Raw genomic sequence first — 17,561 nt, 5'->3', positions numbered from 1 at the left:
ATTTTAGACAAAAGAAGCAAGACGGAAGATACAAGGATTGAGGATTTGAAATGAAAATTAATAATCACTCAATCACAATTAAACAGAACAATCACTAAATCACAACTCACTAAATCACAATTAAATAAAAACAATCTTTCAAAAGTAATTTCCATTAACCAACATTTTTAAAAACACATGAAAAAACGATTATTTCGATTAGTGATAATCGGAGGAATGGTAACTACATTTAGTTACCTACCCCATCCGTTATCTGCGCAAGCTTTGGCTTATGCCCAAAACAAGCCAAAAGTTGAAAGAAGTACAGAAACCTCTTCAAGCATGAAATTGCGAGATGCCATTCTTTCACTGAAAAATCAATACAATGTTGATATTCTGTTTGAAGAAAAAACCTTATCAGGCATTTCTGTTTTGCAAGAAAATGTACGCACGAGTAAAAGTTTAGAGAAATCACTTGAAGTATTATTAGCACCCAATGGCTTAACATTCAAGAAAGTTCGTAAGAACACTTACTTGATTGTTGGAAAAAAGTCAGAAGGCAGTACGCAGTCAAAAGTTACTTCAAATGAAAAAAATCTACCTTTTAGTTCAGAAGGAAATGATTTCAAAGAAAACAATTCAATTTCAGAAGTAAACGCATCTGCTACCGCCGAACAAACCGTTACAGGTAAAGTAGTGGATGATAAAGGGAGTCCGCTTCCGGGTGCTTCTGTAGCCATTAAAGGCACTACAAAAGGTGTTACAACCAATACAAATGGCGAATTCACTATTAACGTTAGTGATGACAAAGCTGTTTTAGTAGTTACTTTTATTGGTTTTCTTCCACAAGAAATAACTGTTGGTAATAAAACTTCCATCAATATTACTTTGGCAGAAGACCTAAAAACCTTGACAGAAGTAGTTGTGGTTGGTTATGGTAGCCAGAAGAAAAAAGATTTGACTGGTGCCATCACAAGTATTACTTCGGCTGACTTTGTAAAGGGAAATATTGCTACCCCAGAACAATTAATTACTGGTAAATTAGCCGGTGTACAAATTACTTCAAACGGTGGTGCGCCCGGTTCTGCTAGTCAGATTCGTATTCGTGGAGGTTCGTCATTAAGTGCAAGTAACGACCCATTGATTGTAATTGATGGAGTACCTTTAGATAATGCCGAAGTAAAAGGTTCAGCCAATCCATTGAGTTTTATTAACCCAAATGATATTGAATCGTTTAACGTATTGAAAGATGCGTCAGCCACTGCTATTTATGGTTCTCGTGCTTCAAATGGTGTAATTATTATTACTACTAAAAAAGGAACGAAGAAAGATAAATTCAATGTGAATTTCAGTTCGATGTTCTCGGCTGGCGTAAAAACTAAAAATGTTGAAGTATTAACTGGCGACCAATTCAGAGAAGTTGTAAATGCAAGAGGAACAGAATCGCAAAAGGCTTTATTAGGCACAGCTAACACCAATTGGCAAGACCAAATTTTCCGTACAGCATTAAGCAACGATAATAATTTAAGTATTACTGGTGTGTTGAAAGACATCCCATATCGTGTTTCTGTTGGTCATACCAATCAAAATGGCATTTTATTAACATCAGGTTTAGAAAGAACTTCTGGTTCATTCGGAATCAGCCCGATGTTATTCAATAACAGTTTGAAAATTGATGTTAACGTGAAAGCATCATCGACAAAAAGTAATTTCGCCGACGAAGGTGCAATTGGTACAGCCATCGGCTTTGACCCAACACAGCCCGTTTACGTAGAAAATCAGAAATATGGCGGTTATTTTAATTGGTTAGAAAGTAGTGGGAACATTGTGTCATTGGCGCCATCAAACCCATTGGCTTTATTGAATTTAAAAAGTAATAAAGCCACAGTAAATCGTATCATCGCAAATATTCAGTTTGATTACAAATTCCCATTCTTACCAGAATTAAAAGCGAATTGGAATCTTGGTCTCGACCGTTCAAGTACTGATGGTAAAGAATCAGCTTCAAACTTGATTTCAGCTAATTTATTTACCAATAATGGTTCAAATGGTTATTATACACAAAGTAGAAACAATTTTACAAATCAGTTTTATTTGAATTATGTAAAAGAGTTTTCAAACCAAACCATCAATGTAATGGCTGGTGCTGAAAACCAAGGTTTTGTAAGAGAAGAAGAGAATGGAACAACTTTCGGAAATCCTTCGGTGCCAAGTACAAAATCATATTTCAAAACTGACTATGCTTTGTTATCATACTTTGGTCGTGTGAATTATTCATTAGCCAACAAATATTTAGCAACATTTACGCTTCGTCGTGATGGTTCTTCACGTTTTGCAGAAAATAACCGTTGGGGAACATTTCCTTCTGCTGCTTTAGCTTGGAAAATCAACAATGAATTCAAAGACAGTCAGACTTTTTCAGATTTAAAACTTCGTTTAGGTTGGGGGATTACTGGTCAACAAGATATTTCTTCTGGCGACTATCCGTACTTAAATGCTTATACGCCAAGTCAAGGAATCAAATACCAAATTGGGAATACTTTTTATACGCTACTTCGTCCGAATGCTTACGACCCTAACATCAAATGGGAACAAACAGCTTCAACCAATATTGGTTTAGACTTCGGTTTAAAAAAATCTCGTATTTCAGGAAGTATTGATTTATACAGAAAGCTTACTTCTGATTTGATTAACGAAATCGACGTAGCCGCTGGAACAAACTTTAGTAATAAAGTAGTAACCAACGTAGGTTCATTAGAAACAAAAGGTGTTGAAGTAATTATCAACTACACTCCTGTTTTAACAGAAAATTTCAATTGGGATTTAAGTGCCAACTTTACTTATAACCAACGTAAAATTACAGCTTTAACCAAAGTTGATAATCCAACTTATGTAGGTGTACAAGTAGGTGGCATTGAAGGCGGAACTGGAAACAGCATTCAAGTACATTCTACTGGCTACGTTCCAAATGCTTTCTTTGTATATAAACAAGTATATGATGCCAACGGAAAACCTTTAGAAGGCGTTTTTGAAGATTTGAATGGCGATGGAAAAATCACAGATTTAGACCGTTATCGTTATAAAGGAGCAGCACCAGATTATTTAATCGGTTTTACTTCACAAATGACTTACAAAAAAGCAAGCTTCGGTTTTGTGTTGCGTTCGAATGTTGGGAATTATGCTTACAACAACATTTTCTCGAACAGAGGAGTTTACTCTAACTTATTCAACTCTGGCTTCAACAGTAATTTATCTACGAATGTGTTAGAAACAGGTTTCAAAACTGGAACGGTAGAAACTCGTATGTCAGATTATTATGTACAAAACGCTTCATTCTTGAGAATGGATAATATCAATTTAGGCTATAACCTGAGCGATTTAATCAAAATCAAAAATGTAAGAGCACAATTATCATTTATCGTACAAAATGTATTTGTTATCACAAATTACAAAGGATTAGATCCAGAATTAAGAGACGGAATTGGCAACCAAGTTTATCCACGTCCACGTACTTATTCTTTGGGCTTAAATGTTAATTTTTAATCAGGAAATCACAATGAAACATATATTTAAAAACGTATTAACCGCAGCGATTCTTTGTTTTTCATTGAATTCATGCAAAGATTTAGATACCGTTCCTTATGTAGGCGAAGTATCAGAATTAGTCTATAAAGACCCCGCCAACTATAAACTTATCTTAGCCAAAATGTACGCAGGTTTGGCGGCATCAGGTTTGAAAAATGGCGACAATGATGTGGATTTAAAAGGCTACGACGGTGGTTCGCAAAGTTATATGCGTGCTTATTGGTACTTGCAAGAATTCACAACTGACGAATTAGTTTGTAGATGGAATGACCCAGGCGTACCAGATTTACATGCTATGAACTGGACAGCTTCCAATTCATTTACGGCAGCTTTTTATTCTCGTATTTTGTTCCAAGTAGCGGTTTCAAATGAATTTTTACGTGAAACAACTGATGCAAAATTGAGCAGTCGTGGAGTTACGAATTCTCAGGATATTAAAAATTATCGTGCAGAAGCTCGTTTTCTTCGTGCATTAGCTTATGCACATGCGATTGATTTATACGGAAATGTACCATTAATTACCGAAAACGAACAAGTAGGTGCTACTTTGCCAAAACAGGCTACTCGTGCAGAACTATTTGCTTACGTAGAATCTGAATTATTGGCTTTAGATAGCGAATTGCCTGCACCAAAAACTAACGAATACGGCAGAGCAGACAAAGCTGTAGCTTGGATGACTTTAGCGAAACTTTATTTGAATGCAGAAGTATATATCGGACAAAAGAAATATACAGAAGCAGCCGCAACTGCCAAAAAAGTAATTGATGCAGGTTATACATTGGCAAGCAATTACAAAACTAATTTCTTGGCAGATAATAATACTTCTAAAGAAATCATTTTCAGTATAAATTTCGATGGAAATGAAACACAAACTTATGGAGTAACTACCTTGGCAATTAATGGCTCAATTGGCGGAGCAATGAATCCTGCTGATTACGGAACTGAACAAAAATGGGCAGGTTTCCGTACAACCAAACAATTGGTAAATCTTTTCGATGACAAAGCCGATAAAAGAGCATTATTCTATACAAATGGACAGCAAATCGAAATTGATGAGTTCAGTACTTTCGAAAACGGTTATGCCGTAACGAAGTTTTCTAACTTAACAAGTGCTGGCGTAAAAGGTAAAAATGCACAATTTGCCGATACAGATTTCCCATTATATCGTTTGGCTGATGCTTATTTAACTTATGCAGAAGCCGTTACTCGTGGTGGTTCGGGCGATAATACTTTGGCTTTAAACTTGGTTAATCAGCTTCGTACTCGTGCTGGTGCAGGAAATTTATCAAACCTTACTTTGAATGATTTATTGAATGAAAGAGGTCGTGAATTATTCTGGGAAGGACATCGTCGTACAGATTTAATCCGTTTTGGCAAATTTACTTCTAGTTATAATTGGGCTTGGAAAGGTGGCGTAAAAGAAGGAAAAGATGTAGAAGCTTTCCGTACTTTATTCCCATTGGCATCTGGCGACATCATCGCTAACCCAACTTTAAAGCAAAATACTGGATATTAGTCAGTTTTTAGGAAACCGTTATCTGTTAATTGTTATCAGTAATCAATTGTAGATAACGGCAAAGCTTATTAAGTTTTTCTAAAATAACGGTTTGACGGATAACGAATAACCGTTAACAAATAACATTAATCTAACGATGAAAACAATACAAAAAATATTCCTATTAAGCCTTATTTTCGTACTGGCTTTGGGATGCAAAAAAGACGAAGAAATAGCTATGCTAGACGGCAACGCTGTTCCTGTTGTTACTTTATCATCAAGCAACCTTGTCTTGGATAAAGAAAAAGCAAATACAGAAGTACTTACTGTATCTTGGGAAAAACCAAATTATGGTTTCGCAGCGGCTCCTTCTTACACCATTTTAATTGATAAAAAAGGCGGAGATTTTACAAAAGCGGTGAATGTAGTTACTGGAACAGAACTCAAAAAAGTATTCAAAGCATCTGAATTAAATGCCATTTTATTAGGTTTCGGCTTTTTGCCCGGAACTGCAAATGATTTAGATATTAAAGTACAGTCTTCTTTAGGAGCTTCAACGGTTTTAAGTTCTACAATGACTACTCTGAAAGCGACGCCATATTCTGCAAAATTAGACCTAAGTACTACTTGGGGCGTAGTAGGAAGCGCAGCCAATAACTGGGGTGCAACACCAGATTTACCTTTCTATAAAACAGATGTCGTAAATGTTTTGGTAGCTTATGTTACTTTGATTGACGGAGAAATTAAATTCCGCCAAAATAACGATTGGACAGTAAATCTTGGTGGAAGTGATGGTACTTTAAGTAGCGGTGGAAACAATATTGCCGTAAAAGCAGGTACTTACAAAATCACTTTCAATCCTGTTGCTTTGACTTATAAAATCGAAAAATATGCTTGGGGAATTGTGGGAAGTGCGGCTAATAATTGGGGTGCAACACCAGATTTACCTTTAAGTTATGACCCAACAGTTGACCTTTGGACAGGTGTTGTTGATTTAATTGATGGCGAAATTAAAATCCGTAAAGACAACGATTGGGGTACAAATTACGGTGGTTCTGGTGGAATTTTGAAAGATGGTGGCGACAACATTGCGGTGAAAAAAGGTAAGTATCTTATCACAGTAGATTTCAAAAAGCTGACTTATACCATCACAAAATATGCACCTTGGGGAATTGTTGGTGCGGCTACTGCGACAGGTTGGGGCGACAAGCCAGACCAAAAATTCACGTATGATTTAAGTACAGAAACATGGGTTTTAAAAGGTGTAGTGCTTAAAGCAGACCAATTCAAATTCCGTTTGAATGATGATTGGGGAACAAATTATGGCACTACAGCCGCCGCTGCACAAGCAATTGGTACAAGTGGCGCATTAAAATTAGGGGGTGAAAACTTTATCGCTACGGCTGGTACTTATGATTTCGAACTTAATTTAAAGGATGCTGCAAACCCAACTTATAAAGCAACCAAAGTAAAATAATTCATAATAAATTTATTTCTTAAATCTGCATAGCTTTGCTCATGCAGATTTTTTTTAACTATTGAATAGACAAATACTATGAAAAAGACATTTCAACTTTTAAGCTGTCTTTTCTTGATGCAAATTTCTGTTTTTGCACAAGAAAAAATTCAACATATCGAACCTTTAAATTGGTGGGTAGGCATGAAAAAACCCACATTACAATTATTGGTTCATGGAAAAAACATTGCATCGTTTACTCCCAAAATCAATTACAAAGGCGTTTCAATCAAAAAAGTAAATAAAGTAGAAAATCCAAATTACTTATTCATTGATATTTTGATTGCTCCAGAAACACAAGCTGGAGAAGTGAAAATCATCTTTGAAAACAGTAAAAAAGAAACATTTACTTACAATTATGCTTTACTAAAAAGACAAAATAAATCTGCTGAAAGAATCGGTTTTAACAGCAGCGATGTGTTGTATATGGTTACTCCCGACCGTTTTGCCAACGGAAATCCTCAAAATGACAATGTGTCTTCTTTCAAAGATACGCTCAATCGTAAAGATTTAACGGGCAGACATGGAGGTGATATTGAGGGAATTATTCAACATTTAGACTATATCCAAAATCTGGGAATGACGGCTCTTTGGATAAATCCTTTGGTGGAAAACAATCAGCCCAAAACTTCGTATCATGGTTATGCCATTACCAATTTCAGTAAAATAGATGCCAGATTTGGGACGAATGAAGACTATCTTAGATTATCGAAAGAGGCAAAAAAGCACGGAATCAAATTAGTGATGGACATGGTTCTGAACCATTGTGGTTCAGAACATTGGTGGATGAAAGATTTCCCAGCAAAAGATTGGGTAAATTTTCAGGACAGTCCAAAAACGATTTACTCTACTCACCGTCGAGAAAGCCTTCACGACCCTTACGCTGCTGAATATGATATTACTTCGCACAGCGACGGCTGGTTCGATTCTACCATGCCAGATTTGAATCAGAGAAATCCATTCATGGCAAATTATCTCATTCAGAATTCTATTTGGTGGGTTGAATATGCCGATTTAGGCGGAATCAGAATGGATACTTGGCCTTATCCAGACAAGAATTTCATGAGTGTTTGGAGTAAAAGAATGGAACAAGAGTATCCAAATTTTAATATTGTAGGCGAAGAATGGTCGTTAAATCCAAGTATTGTTTCTGCTTGGCAAAAAGGGAAAGTAAACAAAAATGGCTATGTTTCGTATTTAAGAACATTGATGGATTTCCCAGTAAATGCAGCTTTGGTTGAAGCCTTGAACACCGATGAAAAAGTGTGGAATCAAGGTTTTACAAAATTGTATCAAACCGTTGCAAACGATTTTATCTATGCAAATCCAAACGATTTAATGATTTTTCCTGATAATCATGATATGAGTCGTTTCTTCACCCAACTTCATGAAGATTATGGAAAATTCAAAAATGGCATGGCGTTTTTGTTAACAACCAGAGGAATTCCACAAATTTATTATGGTACAGAAATCTTAATGACAAACCCTAAAAGTGATGCTCACGGAGAAATCAGAAGTGACATGCCCGGCGGATGGATTGGCGACAATAAAAATGTTTTCACCGAAACAAATATGACTTCGGCTGAAATGGAAGCCAAAAACTTTGTAAGTACTTTATTGAAATGGAGAAAAAACACTTCTGCAATTCATTCAGGAAAATTGAAACATTTTGCACCAGAAAATGGATTTTACGTACAATTCAGATATAATGACAAACAAAAAATCATGGTTATTCTGAATAAAAACAAAGAACCAAAAACTTTAGAAATGGGCAAATTTAAAGAGATTTTAAAAGCAAAATTCAGCGCAAAAGACATTATCAGCAATCAAACTTTTGAAGTAAATGGTAACCTTACTATCGCTCCCAACAATCCACTTGTTTTAGAAATTTTCGAAAAATAAATAATCTTTCTTAGTACTTCTCTGTGTTTAAATGCTATAAATTCAGAGAAGTATTTATTTATCATTCTCCTCCCCTTTCTCCTCTTTTCTGCATTCATTTAGCTTAAATACTTTCAGGAAAAATCAGGCTAAAACACATTCAAAACATCTATCCGTTTTGACTTTTTTTCGCTTATCTTTGTAAAATTACAACTGATTCTTTCATCAAGAATTTATAATTAAAATAAAATTGTGATTGAATTTTGTTGATTTTCAATAAATTACATTTACACAATTAATAGTATCTTTCGTTACATTCTCTCCATTACCGTCAAAACAATTAACAAATGGTAAATTTCATTAATTAAGTTTTCAATTAAAATGAACATCTTACTTTTGTTTTGTTTTCAAGTATTGATTATTATCTAAATGCGCTTTAATAAAAAGTTTAAATATTTCATTTTTATACTCCTTTCTATTGTCTTTCAATCGAAGGCACAAGTATTGCCTTTAAGTCGCTCAGATTCGGGTAGAGTATTACAATATCAATCACAATACGAAAATTACCTGAATGCCAACAATTTCACGGAAGCATCAAGAATGATGAATGAAATTGGTTATATATATTGGAACTATAATCAATATAAAAGGGCCATTTCATTTTATGAAAAGAGTTTGAAATTGAATGGAAATATCGAAAACAGTAATGGCATTGCCATGATTCATAATAATTTGGGTATGCTCTACGCTGATGCCGAAGAATATGATAAAGCGCTCAGTCATTTTACACAAACTTTAGCTGCTCGCAGAGCTCAAAAAGAACCATTCAGTATTATTTCTTCTTTAATCAATCGTTCTGTAGTTTATAACAATATCAAAAAATATAACCTATCAATCAATGATTTACAGGAAGCTTTGAATTTAGCTCGTGAGTTGAACGATATCAAACAAATGGCAAGTACTTATGCCATGCTGAGTGAAACCTATGAAAAAGCTGGTAATGTTGACGAATCTTTGAAGTACTTTAGTTTGTATAAATCCTTTCATGACCAGTTACAGAAAAAGGAGGTAAACAAACTCGCCAGTGATTTAGAAGCCGAAAGTTTGAAAAAACAATTGGCAGAATCTGTCGCTAAAACCAAAGAATTGGAGCTTGAAAAAAACGAAATCAAGCTAAAAGAAAGTGGTCAACAACTTCAAAATGCAAAACAAAAAAACATCAATCTTTATCAGGATTTAACCAACGCTGAAATGATTGTTGGCTTACAAAAACGTGATTTAATCATCGAAAAAGCCAATGCAGAAGTAGCTGAAGCTAAAAATTTAGTATTAGAGAAAGAGAAAAACTACGTTTATATCATTGCAGGAATCATTACTTTTTTTGTATTAATGGTGGCGGCAATTGTGTATTTGAATAGCCGAAAAATTAAAGCTCAAAATCAACAGCTACATCAACAAAACCTTGCAATTGCTGCTCAAAAAGAACAATTATCGGTTTCAAATGATGTGAAAAATAAAATTTTCTCAATCATTGCGCATGATTTACGTGGACCAATTGCTTCCTTACAAAGCTTTTTTGAAATTATTGAAGAAGATTACTACGAAGACATTCCAGAAGATTTAAGAGATATTATGAGTCAGCTTAAAAACGGAAATGCCCAAATCTCAACGATTTTGGACAATTTACTGAACTGGGCAAAAACACAAATGTCTGAGTTAACACCTAAGATTCAGGAAGTAAATATTTTTGATTTGGTCGATGAAAACATTAAGTTGCTACAGCGTTTGGCAGAAGGTAAAGAAATCATACTTGTGAATGAAATACCTACAGATTTAACGGTATCGTCTGACCTTGAAATGACTAAAATTGTTTTCAGAAACCTGATACAAAATGCCATTAAATTCACCAAGAAAAAGGGAATTATTAAAGTGCAAATCAATCCAAATGAAGATGATAAAAAAGTAGAAGTAGTTGTAATAGACAGTGGCGTAGGCATGAGCGAAGAAAAAGTAAATACTTTATTTAACTTAAAAAGTAATAAATCAACTTATGGAACGAACAATGAAAAAGGCACAGGATTAGGTTTAGTACTTTGCAACGATTTCATCAGAATATGCGGAGGAAAACTTAAAGTAACCAGTGAATTAAATATAGGAACCACTATTACCGTAACCTTGAATAAAAAAAATGATGCTTAAAAACGTTTTTACAACAATGATTTTGGCTGTTTTGGCTTTCGCTACCACAGCACAAACCAGCAAACCTAAACATTATACCGACACTACTTCTGGTAAATTGTATTGGAACAAAAAATTGCCAGTTTATATTTGGGTTTCTACTACCCCTGACCATGCAGAGGAATTATTGAATAAATCACCCAACCAAAAGTATTCTGTGCCATTTTATTTAGATACAGAAGGGGTGAATTACATTCGTTCAAAAAACGCCGTTGACCCTGAAACTAAAGCAATGGTTGAACCTCCGCAAGAAGTAAAACTAGAGATTTATGCCGATGGCATTGCTCCCGAAACAGGTGTTACTTTATTCAATGGTTCAAAAAAATATGTGAATGCTTCAGGAAAAGTATTCTTTGGCCCTTTTGTAAATTTCAATTTGTTGGCGAGCGATAAAACCAGTGGTGTTGAAACTGTTTTTTACACAATCAATAACAGTCCTTTTGAAGTATATAAATCTGAAAAAAGATTGTCAACTCAAGGCGACTATGTGTTGAAATATTATGCTACCGATAATGTAGGCAACGCTAGTCAGATGCAACAAGAAAGCTTTACTGTTGACAATACGCCTCCTTTCACCAATTTGAATGTGAATGGAATTACTGACGATAAAGCAATTTCTTATACTAGTAAATTGTATTTCAATACAGAAGATAGCATTTCGGGATTAAAAGGCACTTTTTATAAATTTGATGACGGCACTTTACAACCTTATGATGGTAAAAGTATTCCTTTTGTATTTCTTCCAGAAGGAAAACATACTTTGTTTTACTATTCTACAGATAATGTAAATAATCAGGAAAAAGAAAAAAGATTTGATTTCTTCCTAGATAAAAGTTCTCCTTTAATGGCAACTGATATTCTTGGAGATAGATATATCGCTAATAATACGATTTATTTTTCTGGAAAAACAAAACTTAAATTAACGGCTATCGACAATAAAGTTGGTGTAAAAGAAGTAAAATACTCTATTGACAATCAACCTTTTGTGAGTTATACTAATCCTTTTTACTTACCAAGTATTTCGGGAAATCATAACATCAGATATTACTCTATTGATAACTTAAACAACCAAACTACCAGTTTAGCAGGTGTTGGTTATGAAGAATTTAAACATAATGTAAGTAAAGTTTATGTTGACTTAACGGGTCCAAATCTTCAACATGAAATCATTGGTGATATCGTAACAAGAAGAGATACAATGTTACTTGGACCAAATAACTTTATCCAATTAAAAGCAACCGACCCAGAATCTGGTTTACAAAAAATCACTTATAGTTTTGATGGAAAATTAATTGAAAATGATTATTCCAAACCAATCAAAATGACAGAAAAAGGTATTCATAAATTTGAATACTTTGGTTATGACAATGTAAATAATAGAAATATTGCTTCGTTTGTATTCGTAAGTGATATTGAAGGACCTGAACTTTTCAACTTCTTTACTGTGGGAAGTATCAATACAACCAAACAAGGCGTAGAAATCTATCCATCAAGTGTAGGCTTTACTTTAGCTGGAACAGATGTGATGGCGGGGTTAAAATCAATTACTTATAGTATTAATGGACAAGCTCCAAAAATCTATCTGAATACAATTAATGGATTCAAAGCCAATACAAAGTACCATGTAAAAATTACCGGTACGGATTACTTGGGTAATCAATCATTCAAAGAAGTAACCTTTATGACTGGTAAATAATTGTAATTTATAAACAGAAAAGCCCTTTTCAATGACTGAAAAGGGCTTTTTTATATTTCAATTTATCATTTACTCCTTTACTTCTTCTTCGACTGAATTAAACTGAATACCTTCATAAATATCTTCTAAAGTAATAAAAGTATCAAATAAAGGAAATTCAATTTTATCATTGTGTTCGTCGATAAAATTAAATTCAAAAGTTGAAGTAGCTTCTTTTCGTCGATAAAATTCTACCAAAGCTGTGTCCTGATGAACCATTAAATAGTATTGAAGCGATGGAAGAGCAGTATATTGCCGGAATTTCTTATTTCTATCAACCTCCTCTGTACTTTCAGAAAGTACTTCAACAATTAATACAGGTTCTGTTACATGACGAATATCTTTAATCGTATCAGAAGCAGAAACTACAACATCTGGATAACGGTAAATTCTCCTTTCTCGAACAATAGTACGAACATCATGTCCAAACATTCTGAATCCTTTTTTCCTAAGGATTTTTTGAAGCGTTGAAATGAAATTTTGTGCAATTTCATTAGCATCTAAAGTTTCTCCAGGCATAGGAATTAATATCCCGTCTTCAAATTCATGACGGATTTCTGAGTGATTTTCGATTTCGAAATACTCCTCAACGCTATATATTCGTGCTGAAACTTCTACTAAATCGCTCATCGTAGGTTGAAAATAAAATGGATTGAAAACAAAAAAGTTTATGAGTATAAGGTTAACGAGATAAAACACTCTAACCTTTAAACTCATAAACTAAATTAATGATTTATGCTGAAAATAACAAGCCTAACCTAATACAACTGGCCCTGCTTGATTAATACCAGAAACATAACATTCTGAGCCGATTCCTACTTTAGCAAAACCATCTTGCATCGCTTTTCCAACTCTATTGGCAGTAAATAAATCTTTCGACAAAGCAAACATAGAAGGTCCTGAACCAGAGATAGAACAGCCTAAAGCACCGTTTTCTAAAGCTGCATTTTTTACATCATCAAACTGAGGAATCAAAATCGAACGAATTGGTTCGATGATAACATCAACCAAGCTTCTTGAAATTAAATCATAGTCGGGCAACATAAAACCTGCTACTAAACCCGCTACATTTCCCATTTGAGTAATCGTATTTTTCAAAGAGATTTCTCTTTTTAAAATATTACGAGCGTCTTTGGTATTTACTTCAATATGTGGATGAACGATGGTTGCATATAATTCTTTAGGAGTACGCAACTGAATAATATCCAGCGGGTCATAAGAACGAATTACCACAAAACCACCCATCAAACTTGGCCCAACATTATCAGCATGAGCCGAACCACAAGCGATAAACTCGCCTTCCATCGCAAAAGGTAGTAAATCTTTTTGAGCTAAAGGCTTTCCTAATAATTCATTCGCCGCAAAAACACCTGCCACCGCCGAAGCTGCCGATGAACCTAAACCAGAGCCAAGTGGCATTAGTTTTTTAAGCTCCATCTCAAAACCTTGTCCAGTTTCGCCAATAGCTTCTAAAAATTTGATGATAGCAATACCAGCCGTATTTTTTTCAGCTGCTAAAGGCAAACGACCTTCGTCACCTTCAATTTTCAAAATTTTGACACCTTTTGTATCAGATTTTCTTAATATGATTTCGTCGCCCGGATTATCAACTGCAAAACCGAAAATATCAAAACCACAAGCAACATTAGCCACCGTAGCTGGGGCAAATACTTTTATTGAATTTGTCATATAATCAAAGACCTGCTTGTTTCAAAAGCTGATCCAATTCATTATCGTTAATTTTCTCTTGTTCGCTTTTATCATAAATTGTCAAGAGATAGATAGTTTCATTTACAATTTTCACGCAAGTAATTACTCTTGCACCACCTGATTTACCTTTCCCTTTAGCTGCAATTGACATTCTAACTTTGTAGCAATCCTTTCCAATCGAAGTACCCACTAAAGGATTCTCCAAAAGTTGTTCTTTCAAATTCATTAAGTCTGATTTGAAAGAAACATATTTCTTAGAAAGCTTTTTGGCTTTTCTAAAGAAATTTGAAGTAGGAATAATGTTAAAGCTCATTCATCATCTCATCAAAAGTCTGCAACTCAATCTTTCCTTGTTGATGCAAATCTACTTGAGCCAATGCCTCTTTTAAGTCTTCAACAAACTCTTTTTGCTGAGTACTAAGTTTCTTTTTACTCTTCTTAATACTGTTGTCTTCCTTTACTTGAAAGTGCAAAGTCTTCGCTAATTCTTGAATCAACGAAATGTGTTTGGGCTGAACATTTTCTAAAATAAGGTTCATAATCGTAAGGTTTTAACTGTAACTAAGCTAAATAACTCCCCATCGCCACAATATCTGCAAATACACCTGATGCCGTTACTTCTGCTCCTGCTCCTGGGCCTTTGATGACCAATGGACGGTCGTGATAACGTTTTGTGGTGAATGAAATTACATTGTCGGCTCCGTCCATCATATAGAATGGATGCGTTTTTCCGATACTTCTTACACCAATCGTAATTTTATTGTTTTCTAAAGTTGCAATAAATCTTAATACTTCCCCTTTTGCTTCGGCTTCGTTGACCATCGCTTCAAAATAGCTATTTGATACTTCTAATTCTTTGAAGAAATCTTCTACGGTTGGTGCTTTCTCGCAATTTTCTGGCAATAATTTCAAGATTTCTACATCTTCTGGTTCAAGACGTAAACCAATTTCACGTCCTAAAATCAAAATCTTTCTGGCTACGTCCATTCCACTTAAATCTTCTCGTGGATCTGGTTCTGTATAGCCTTTTACTTTGGCTTCACGAACGATGTCGGCAAACTTTACACCTGCTTTGAAATTATTGAAGATATAAGATAAAGTACCTGAAAGTACTCCTTCAATTTTCTCAAATCTATCTCCCGATGAAATCAAGCCTTGTAAAGTATTAATGACTGGTAAACCTGCACCAACGTTGGTTTCGTACAAGAACTTCACTCCTTTTTTCAAAGCTGTTCTGTGTAACAAAGCATAGTCTTCGTACCGACCTGAATTGGCTACTTTATTTGGCGTAACTACCGAAATATTCGCTTCAAAAAGTCCTAAGTAATAATTATGAATTTCTTTATTCGCTGTACAATCTGCAAAAACAGAATTTGGTAAATTTAAACGTTTAGCTTCTTCTACAAATGCCCATATTTCAGCAGGTTTTCCTTTTCCATCACGCTCTTCTTCCCAATTTTCCATCGGAATTCCTTGCGCATCAATCAGCATTTTTTTAGAATTCATTACTCCTACCAAATTAATCTTCAAGGCTTTGTACTTTGAAAGATAATTTTCTTGTCCTTGTAATTGTTCTAAAAGAGCTTTTCCTATCAAACCTGTTCCTACTAAGAAAAGGTTCAAGGTTTTTGCTTGCGAGAAGAAGAAAGAATCATGAATAACATTCAGTGCTTTTGAAATATCTTTCTTTTCAATGACTACAGAAATATTCAACTCAGACGAACCTTGGGCTGTCGCAACGATATTGATACCGTTTTTCCCTAAAACAGAAAATAATTTACCACTTACACCTGTATGATGGCGCATTCCTTCACCCACAACGGCAATTACCGAAAGGTTTTCTTGAATATCAATGCCTTCTACATCGCCATCGGCAATTTCAGCTTTGAATTCTTCTTCCAATAATGCTTTTACAGATGCTGAAGCTGATGGTTCAATTGCGAAACAAATAGAGTGTTCGGATGATGCTTGAGAAATCAAAATCACCGAAATTTTATGTTTTGCTAAAACCGTAAATAACTTCGCTGAAACGCCAGCTACACCAATCATACCCGAACCCTGTAAATTGACCAAAGCCAAATTATCAATAGAACTGATACCTGTGATAATGTATTCAGATGTTTCGGCAGTGCGGTTTACGACTGTTCCTACAAAATCTGTATTAAATGTATTGAGAACCCTAATCGGGATATTTTTTGTAAAAGCTGGTTGTAATGATGGCGGATAAATTACTTTAGCCCCAAAGTGTGTCAATTCCATCGCCTCCGCATAAGTAATCGTCGGAATGGTAAAGGCATTTTTCACTTTGCGTGGGTCGGCTGTCATCATGCCATCTACATCTGTCCAGATTTCAATTTCTTCGGCATCCAATGCTGCTCCGAAAATCGAACCTGTATAATCAGAACCTCCACGACCCAATGTTGTTGTTTCTCCTTTTTCTGTTGAACCAATAAAGCCTGTAATCAACTGAAGCGATTTTGTTTTAGCAAAATGCTCTTGAATCTGGCGATTGGTCACTTCAAAATTCACGGCTGCCATCCCAAAGTTAGCATCAGTTCTGATTACTTTTCTAGCATCTAAAAACTGACAATCTACGCCTTGTGCATGTAGGATTTCATGAATTAATGTCGTTGAAAGTCGTTCTCCAAAACTTACAATTAAGTCGGATGTTCGAGCTGAGATTTCACGAATCAAAGAAACTCCTTTCAGTAAATCTTCTAATTCATTAATGATGGTACGAATGTTGGCAAATACTTTCGACTGGGCTTTAACGTCAATTAATGCACGTACAACTGTGAAATGACGGTCTTCAATTCCCTTAACAATGTCGAAGTAAGTAGTATCACCCGTAGAAGCTAAATCTCCCGCTTTTAACAATTGGTTGGTTACACCACCCATTGCAGAAAACACGGCTGCAATTTTCTCACCTTTAGCTTGCTTGCCTTTGATAATCCCTAATACTGCTTGGATACTTTCAGTAGTACCGCAAGAAGTTCCTCCAAATTTTAAAACTTTCATAATGATTTAAGTGATTGAGTGAACTTAGACTTGAGAAAATCTCTGTCTTATTCACTCCGACTGCTTTACAACAGCAGGTTTTTTATGTATTAATTTTATGAGCGACAAATATACCAATACTCTACTGGTTTTAAAGAATAAAGGGCAGATTCTTACTTAGATTTATCGCTAATCTTTTTAAAATTCTACCAGAATCATTCTCGACAAAGATTTTATTCCTTAAATCAACGCCTAAATCTCTCTCTTACAAAAGCAATTCTCAAACTTACAAAGCAAGATTTCTAAATCACACTACTCGTTTCCTTAATCTGTCTCATCCTAAAAAAGCTTGACAGTATTAGCTAACCTTTAGCACAATGTCTTTATCGAGCGAATCTTCTTTTAATACAACTTTAGTTTCTTCG

At 34.8% G+C, this 17,561-nt stretch carries 11 protein-coding genes; 6 read left to right on the top strand and 5 right to left on the bottom strand.

Translation table 11 applies throughout. From position 1 onward, the window contains the following. The first annotated feature begins 177 nt into the window (after nucleotides 1–177). From ABID42_RS11890 to ABID42_RS11865, 6 genes are all read left to right on the top strand, one after another. On the top strand, nucleotides 178–3,522 hold the full coding sequence (locus tag ABID42_RS11890) for a SusC/RagA family TonB-linked outer membrane protein (RefSeq protein ID WP_367283837.1): 3,345 nt from the start codon (nucleotides 178–180) through the stop codon (nucleotides 3,520–3,522). Between the two features lie 13 nt (nucleotides 3,523–3,535). Next, on the top strand, nucleotides 3,536–5,080 hold the full coding sequence (locus tag ABID42_RS11885; RefSeq protein WP_367283836.1) for a RagB/SusD family nutrient uptake outer membrane protein: 1,545 nt from the start codon (nucleotides 3,536–3,538) through the stop codon (nucleotides 5,078–5,080). Between the two features lie 136 nt (nucleotides 5,081–5,216). Then, on the top strand, nucleotides 5,217–6,536 hold the full coding sequence (locus tag ABID42_RS11880) for a SusE domain-containing protein (RefSeq protein ID WP_367283835.1): 1,320 nt from the start codon (nucleotides 5,217–5,219) through the stop codon (nucleotides 6,534–6,536). Nucleotides 6,537–6,614: 78 nt separating this feature from the next. Then, the gene (locus ABID42_RS11875) at nucleotides 6,615–8,477 is read left to right on the top strand and encodes a glycoside hydrolase family 13 protein (RefSeq protein ID WP_367283834.1); all 1,863 of its coding nucleotides are present in this window, start codon (nucleotides 6,615–6,617) and stop codon (nucleotides 8,475–8,477) included. 408 nt (nucleotides 8,478–8,885) lie between these two features. Next, entirely contained in the window at nucleotides 8,886–10,655 is a 1,770-nt protein-coding gene (locus tag ABID42_RS11870; RefSeq protein WP_367283833.1) for a tetratricopeptide repeat-containing sensor histidine kinase, read from the top strand. Next, complete coding sequence (locus tag ABID42_RS11865; protein WP_367283832.1) at nucleotides 10,645–12,390, top strand: OmpL47-type beta-barrel domain-containing protein; 1,746 nt, start codon at nucleotides 10,645–10,647, stop codon at nucleotides 12,388–12,390. Before ABID42_RS11870 ends, ABID42_RS11865 begins: the two co-directional genes overlap by 11 nt. Before the next feature lie 69 nt (nucleotides 12,391–12,459). Here the strand turns inward: ABID42_RS11865 and ABID42_RS11860 are convergent, their stop codons facing one another. The 5 genes from ABID42_RS11860 to thrA form a co-directional block, all read right to left on the bottom strand. Further along, on the bottom strand, nucleotides 12,460–13,059 hold the full coding sequence (locus ABID42_RS11860) for a Uma2 family endonuclease (protein ID WP_367283831.1): 600 nt from the start codon (nucleotides 13,057–13,059) through the stop codon (nucleotides 12,460–12,462). 123 nt (nucleotides 13,060–13,182) lie between these two features. After that, nucleotides 13,183–14,118, bottom strand: a complete 936-nt coding sequence (locus tag ABID42_RS11855) for a homoserine kinase (RefSeq protein ID WP_323296154.1) — start codon at nucleotides 14,116–14,118, stop codon at nucleotides 13,183–13,185. A gap of 4 nt (nucleotides 14,119–14,122) precedes the next feature. Then, nucleotides 14,123–14,452: a type II toxin-antitoxin system RelE/ParE family toxin gene (locus ABID42_RS11850; RefSeq protein ID WP_367283830.1), complete on the bottom strand. Its 330-nt coding sequence runs from the start codon at nucleotides 14,450–14,452 to the stop codon at nucleotides 14,123–14,125. After that, on the bottom strand, nucleotides 14,442–14,678 hold the full coding sequence (locus ABID42_RS11845; protein ID WP_367283829.1) for a hypothetical protein: 237 nt from the start codon (nucleotides 14,676–14,678) through the stop codon (nucleotides 14,442–14,444). Before ABID42_RS11845 ends, ABID42_RS11850 begins: the two co-directional genes overlap by 11 nt. A 22-nt stretch (nucleotides 14,679–14,700) precedes the next feature. After that, nucleotides 14,701–17,157 (bottom strand): bifunctional aspartate kinase/homoserine dehydrogenase I, encoded by a 2,457-nt coding sequence (thrA, locus tag ABID42_RS11840; RefSeq protein ID WP_367283828.1) that lies wholly within the window; start codon nucleotides 17,155–17,157, stop codon nucleotides 14,701–14,703. Nucleotides 17,158–17,561 lie beyond the last annotated feature (404 nt).

The sequence above is a fragment of the Arcicella rosea genome, from assembly GCF_040543805.1.
GTDB classification, from domain to species: Bacteria; Bacteroidota; Bacteroidia; order Cytophagales; family Spirosomataceae; genus Arcicella; species Arcicella rosea.
The sequence above is the reverse complement of the archived record's forward strand: the minus strand, read 5'-3'. Positions and strand labels throughout refer to the sequence as shown.

Bases quoted from the DNA above. Each gene is read 5' to 3' on its own strand.
- ABID42_RS11890 (WP_367283837.1), top strand. From the start codon at position 178: ATGAAAAAACGATTATTTCGATTAGTGATAATCGGAGGAATGGTAACT.
- ABID42_RS11885 (WP_367283836.1), top strand. From the start codon at position 3,536: ATGAAACATATATTTAAAAACGTATTAACCGCAGCGATTCTTTGTTTT.
- ABID42_RS11880 (WP_367283835.1), top strand. From the start codon at position 5,217: ATGAAAACAATACAAAAAATATTCCTATTAAGCCTTATTTTCGTACTG.
- ABID42_RS11875 (WP_367283834.1), top strand. From the start codon at position 6,615: ATGAAAAAGACATTTCAACTTTTAAGCTGTCTTTTCTTGATGCAAATT.
- ABID42_RS11870 (WP_367283833.1), top strand. From the start codon at position 8,886: ATGCGCTTTAATAAAAAGTTTAAATATTTCATTTTTATACTCCTTTCT.
- ABID42_RS11865 (WP_367283832.1), top strand. From the start codon at position 10,645: ATGATGCTTAAAAACGTTTTTACAACAATGATTTTGGCTGTTTTGGCT.
- ABID42_RS11860 (WP_367283831.1), bottom strand. From the start codon at position 13,059: ATGAGCGATTTAGTAGAAGTTTCAGCACGAATATATAGCGTTGAGGAG.
- ABID42_RS11855 (WP_323296154.1), bottom strand. From the start codon at position 14,118: ATGACAAATTCAATAAAAGTATTTGCCCCAGCTACGGTGGCTAATGTT.
- ABID42_RS11850 (WP_367283830.1), bottom strand. From the start codon at position 14,452: ATGAGCTTTAACATTATTCCTACTTCAAATTTCTTTAGAAAAGCCAAA.
- ABID42_RS11845 (WP_367283829.1), bottom strand. From the start codon at position 14,678: ATGAACCTTATTTTAGAAAATGTTCAGCCCAAACACATTTCGTTGATT.
- thrA (WP_367283828.1), bottom strand. From the start codon at position 17,157: ATGAAAGTTTTAAAATTTGGAGGAACTTCTTGCGGTACTACTGAAAGT.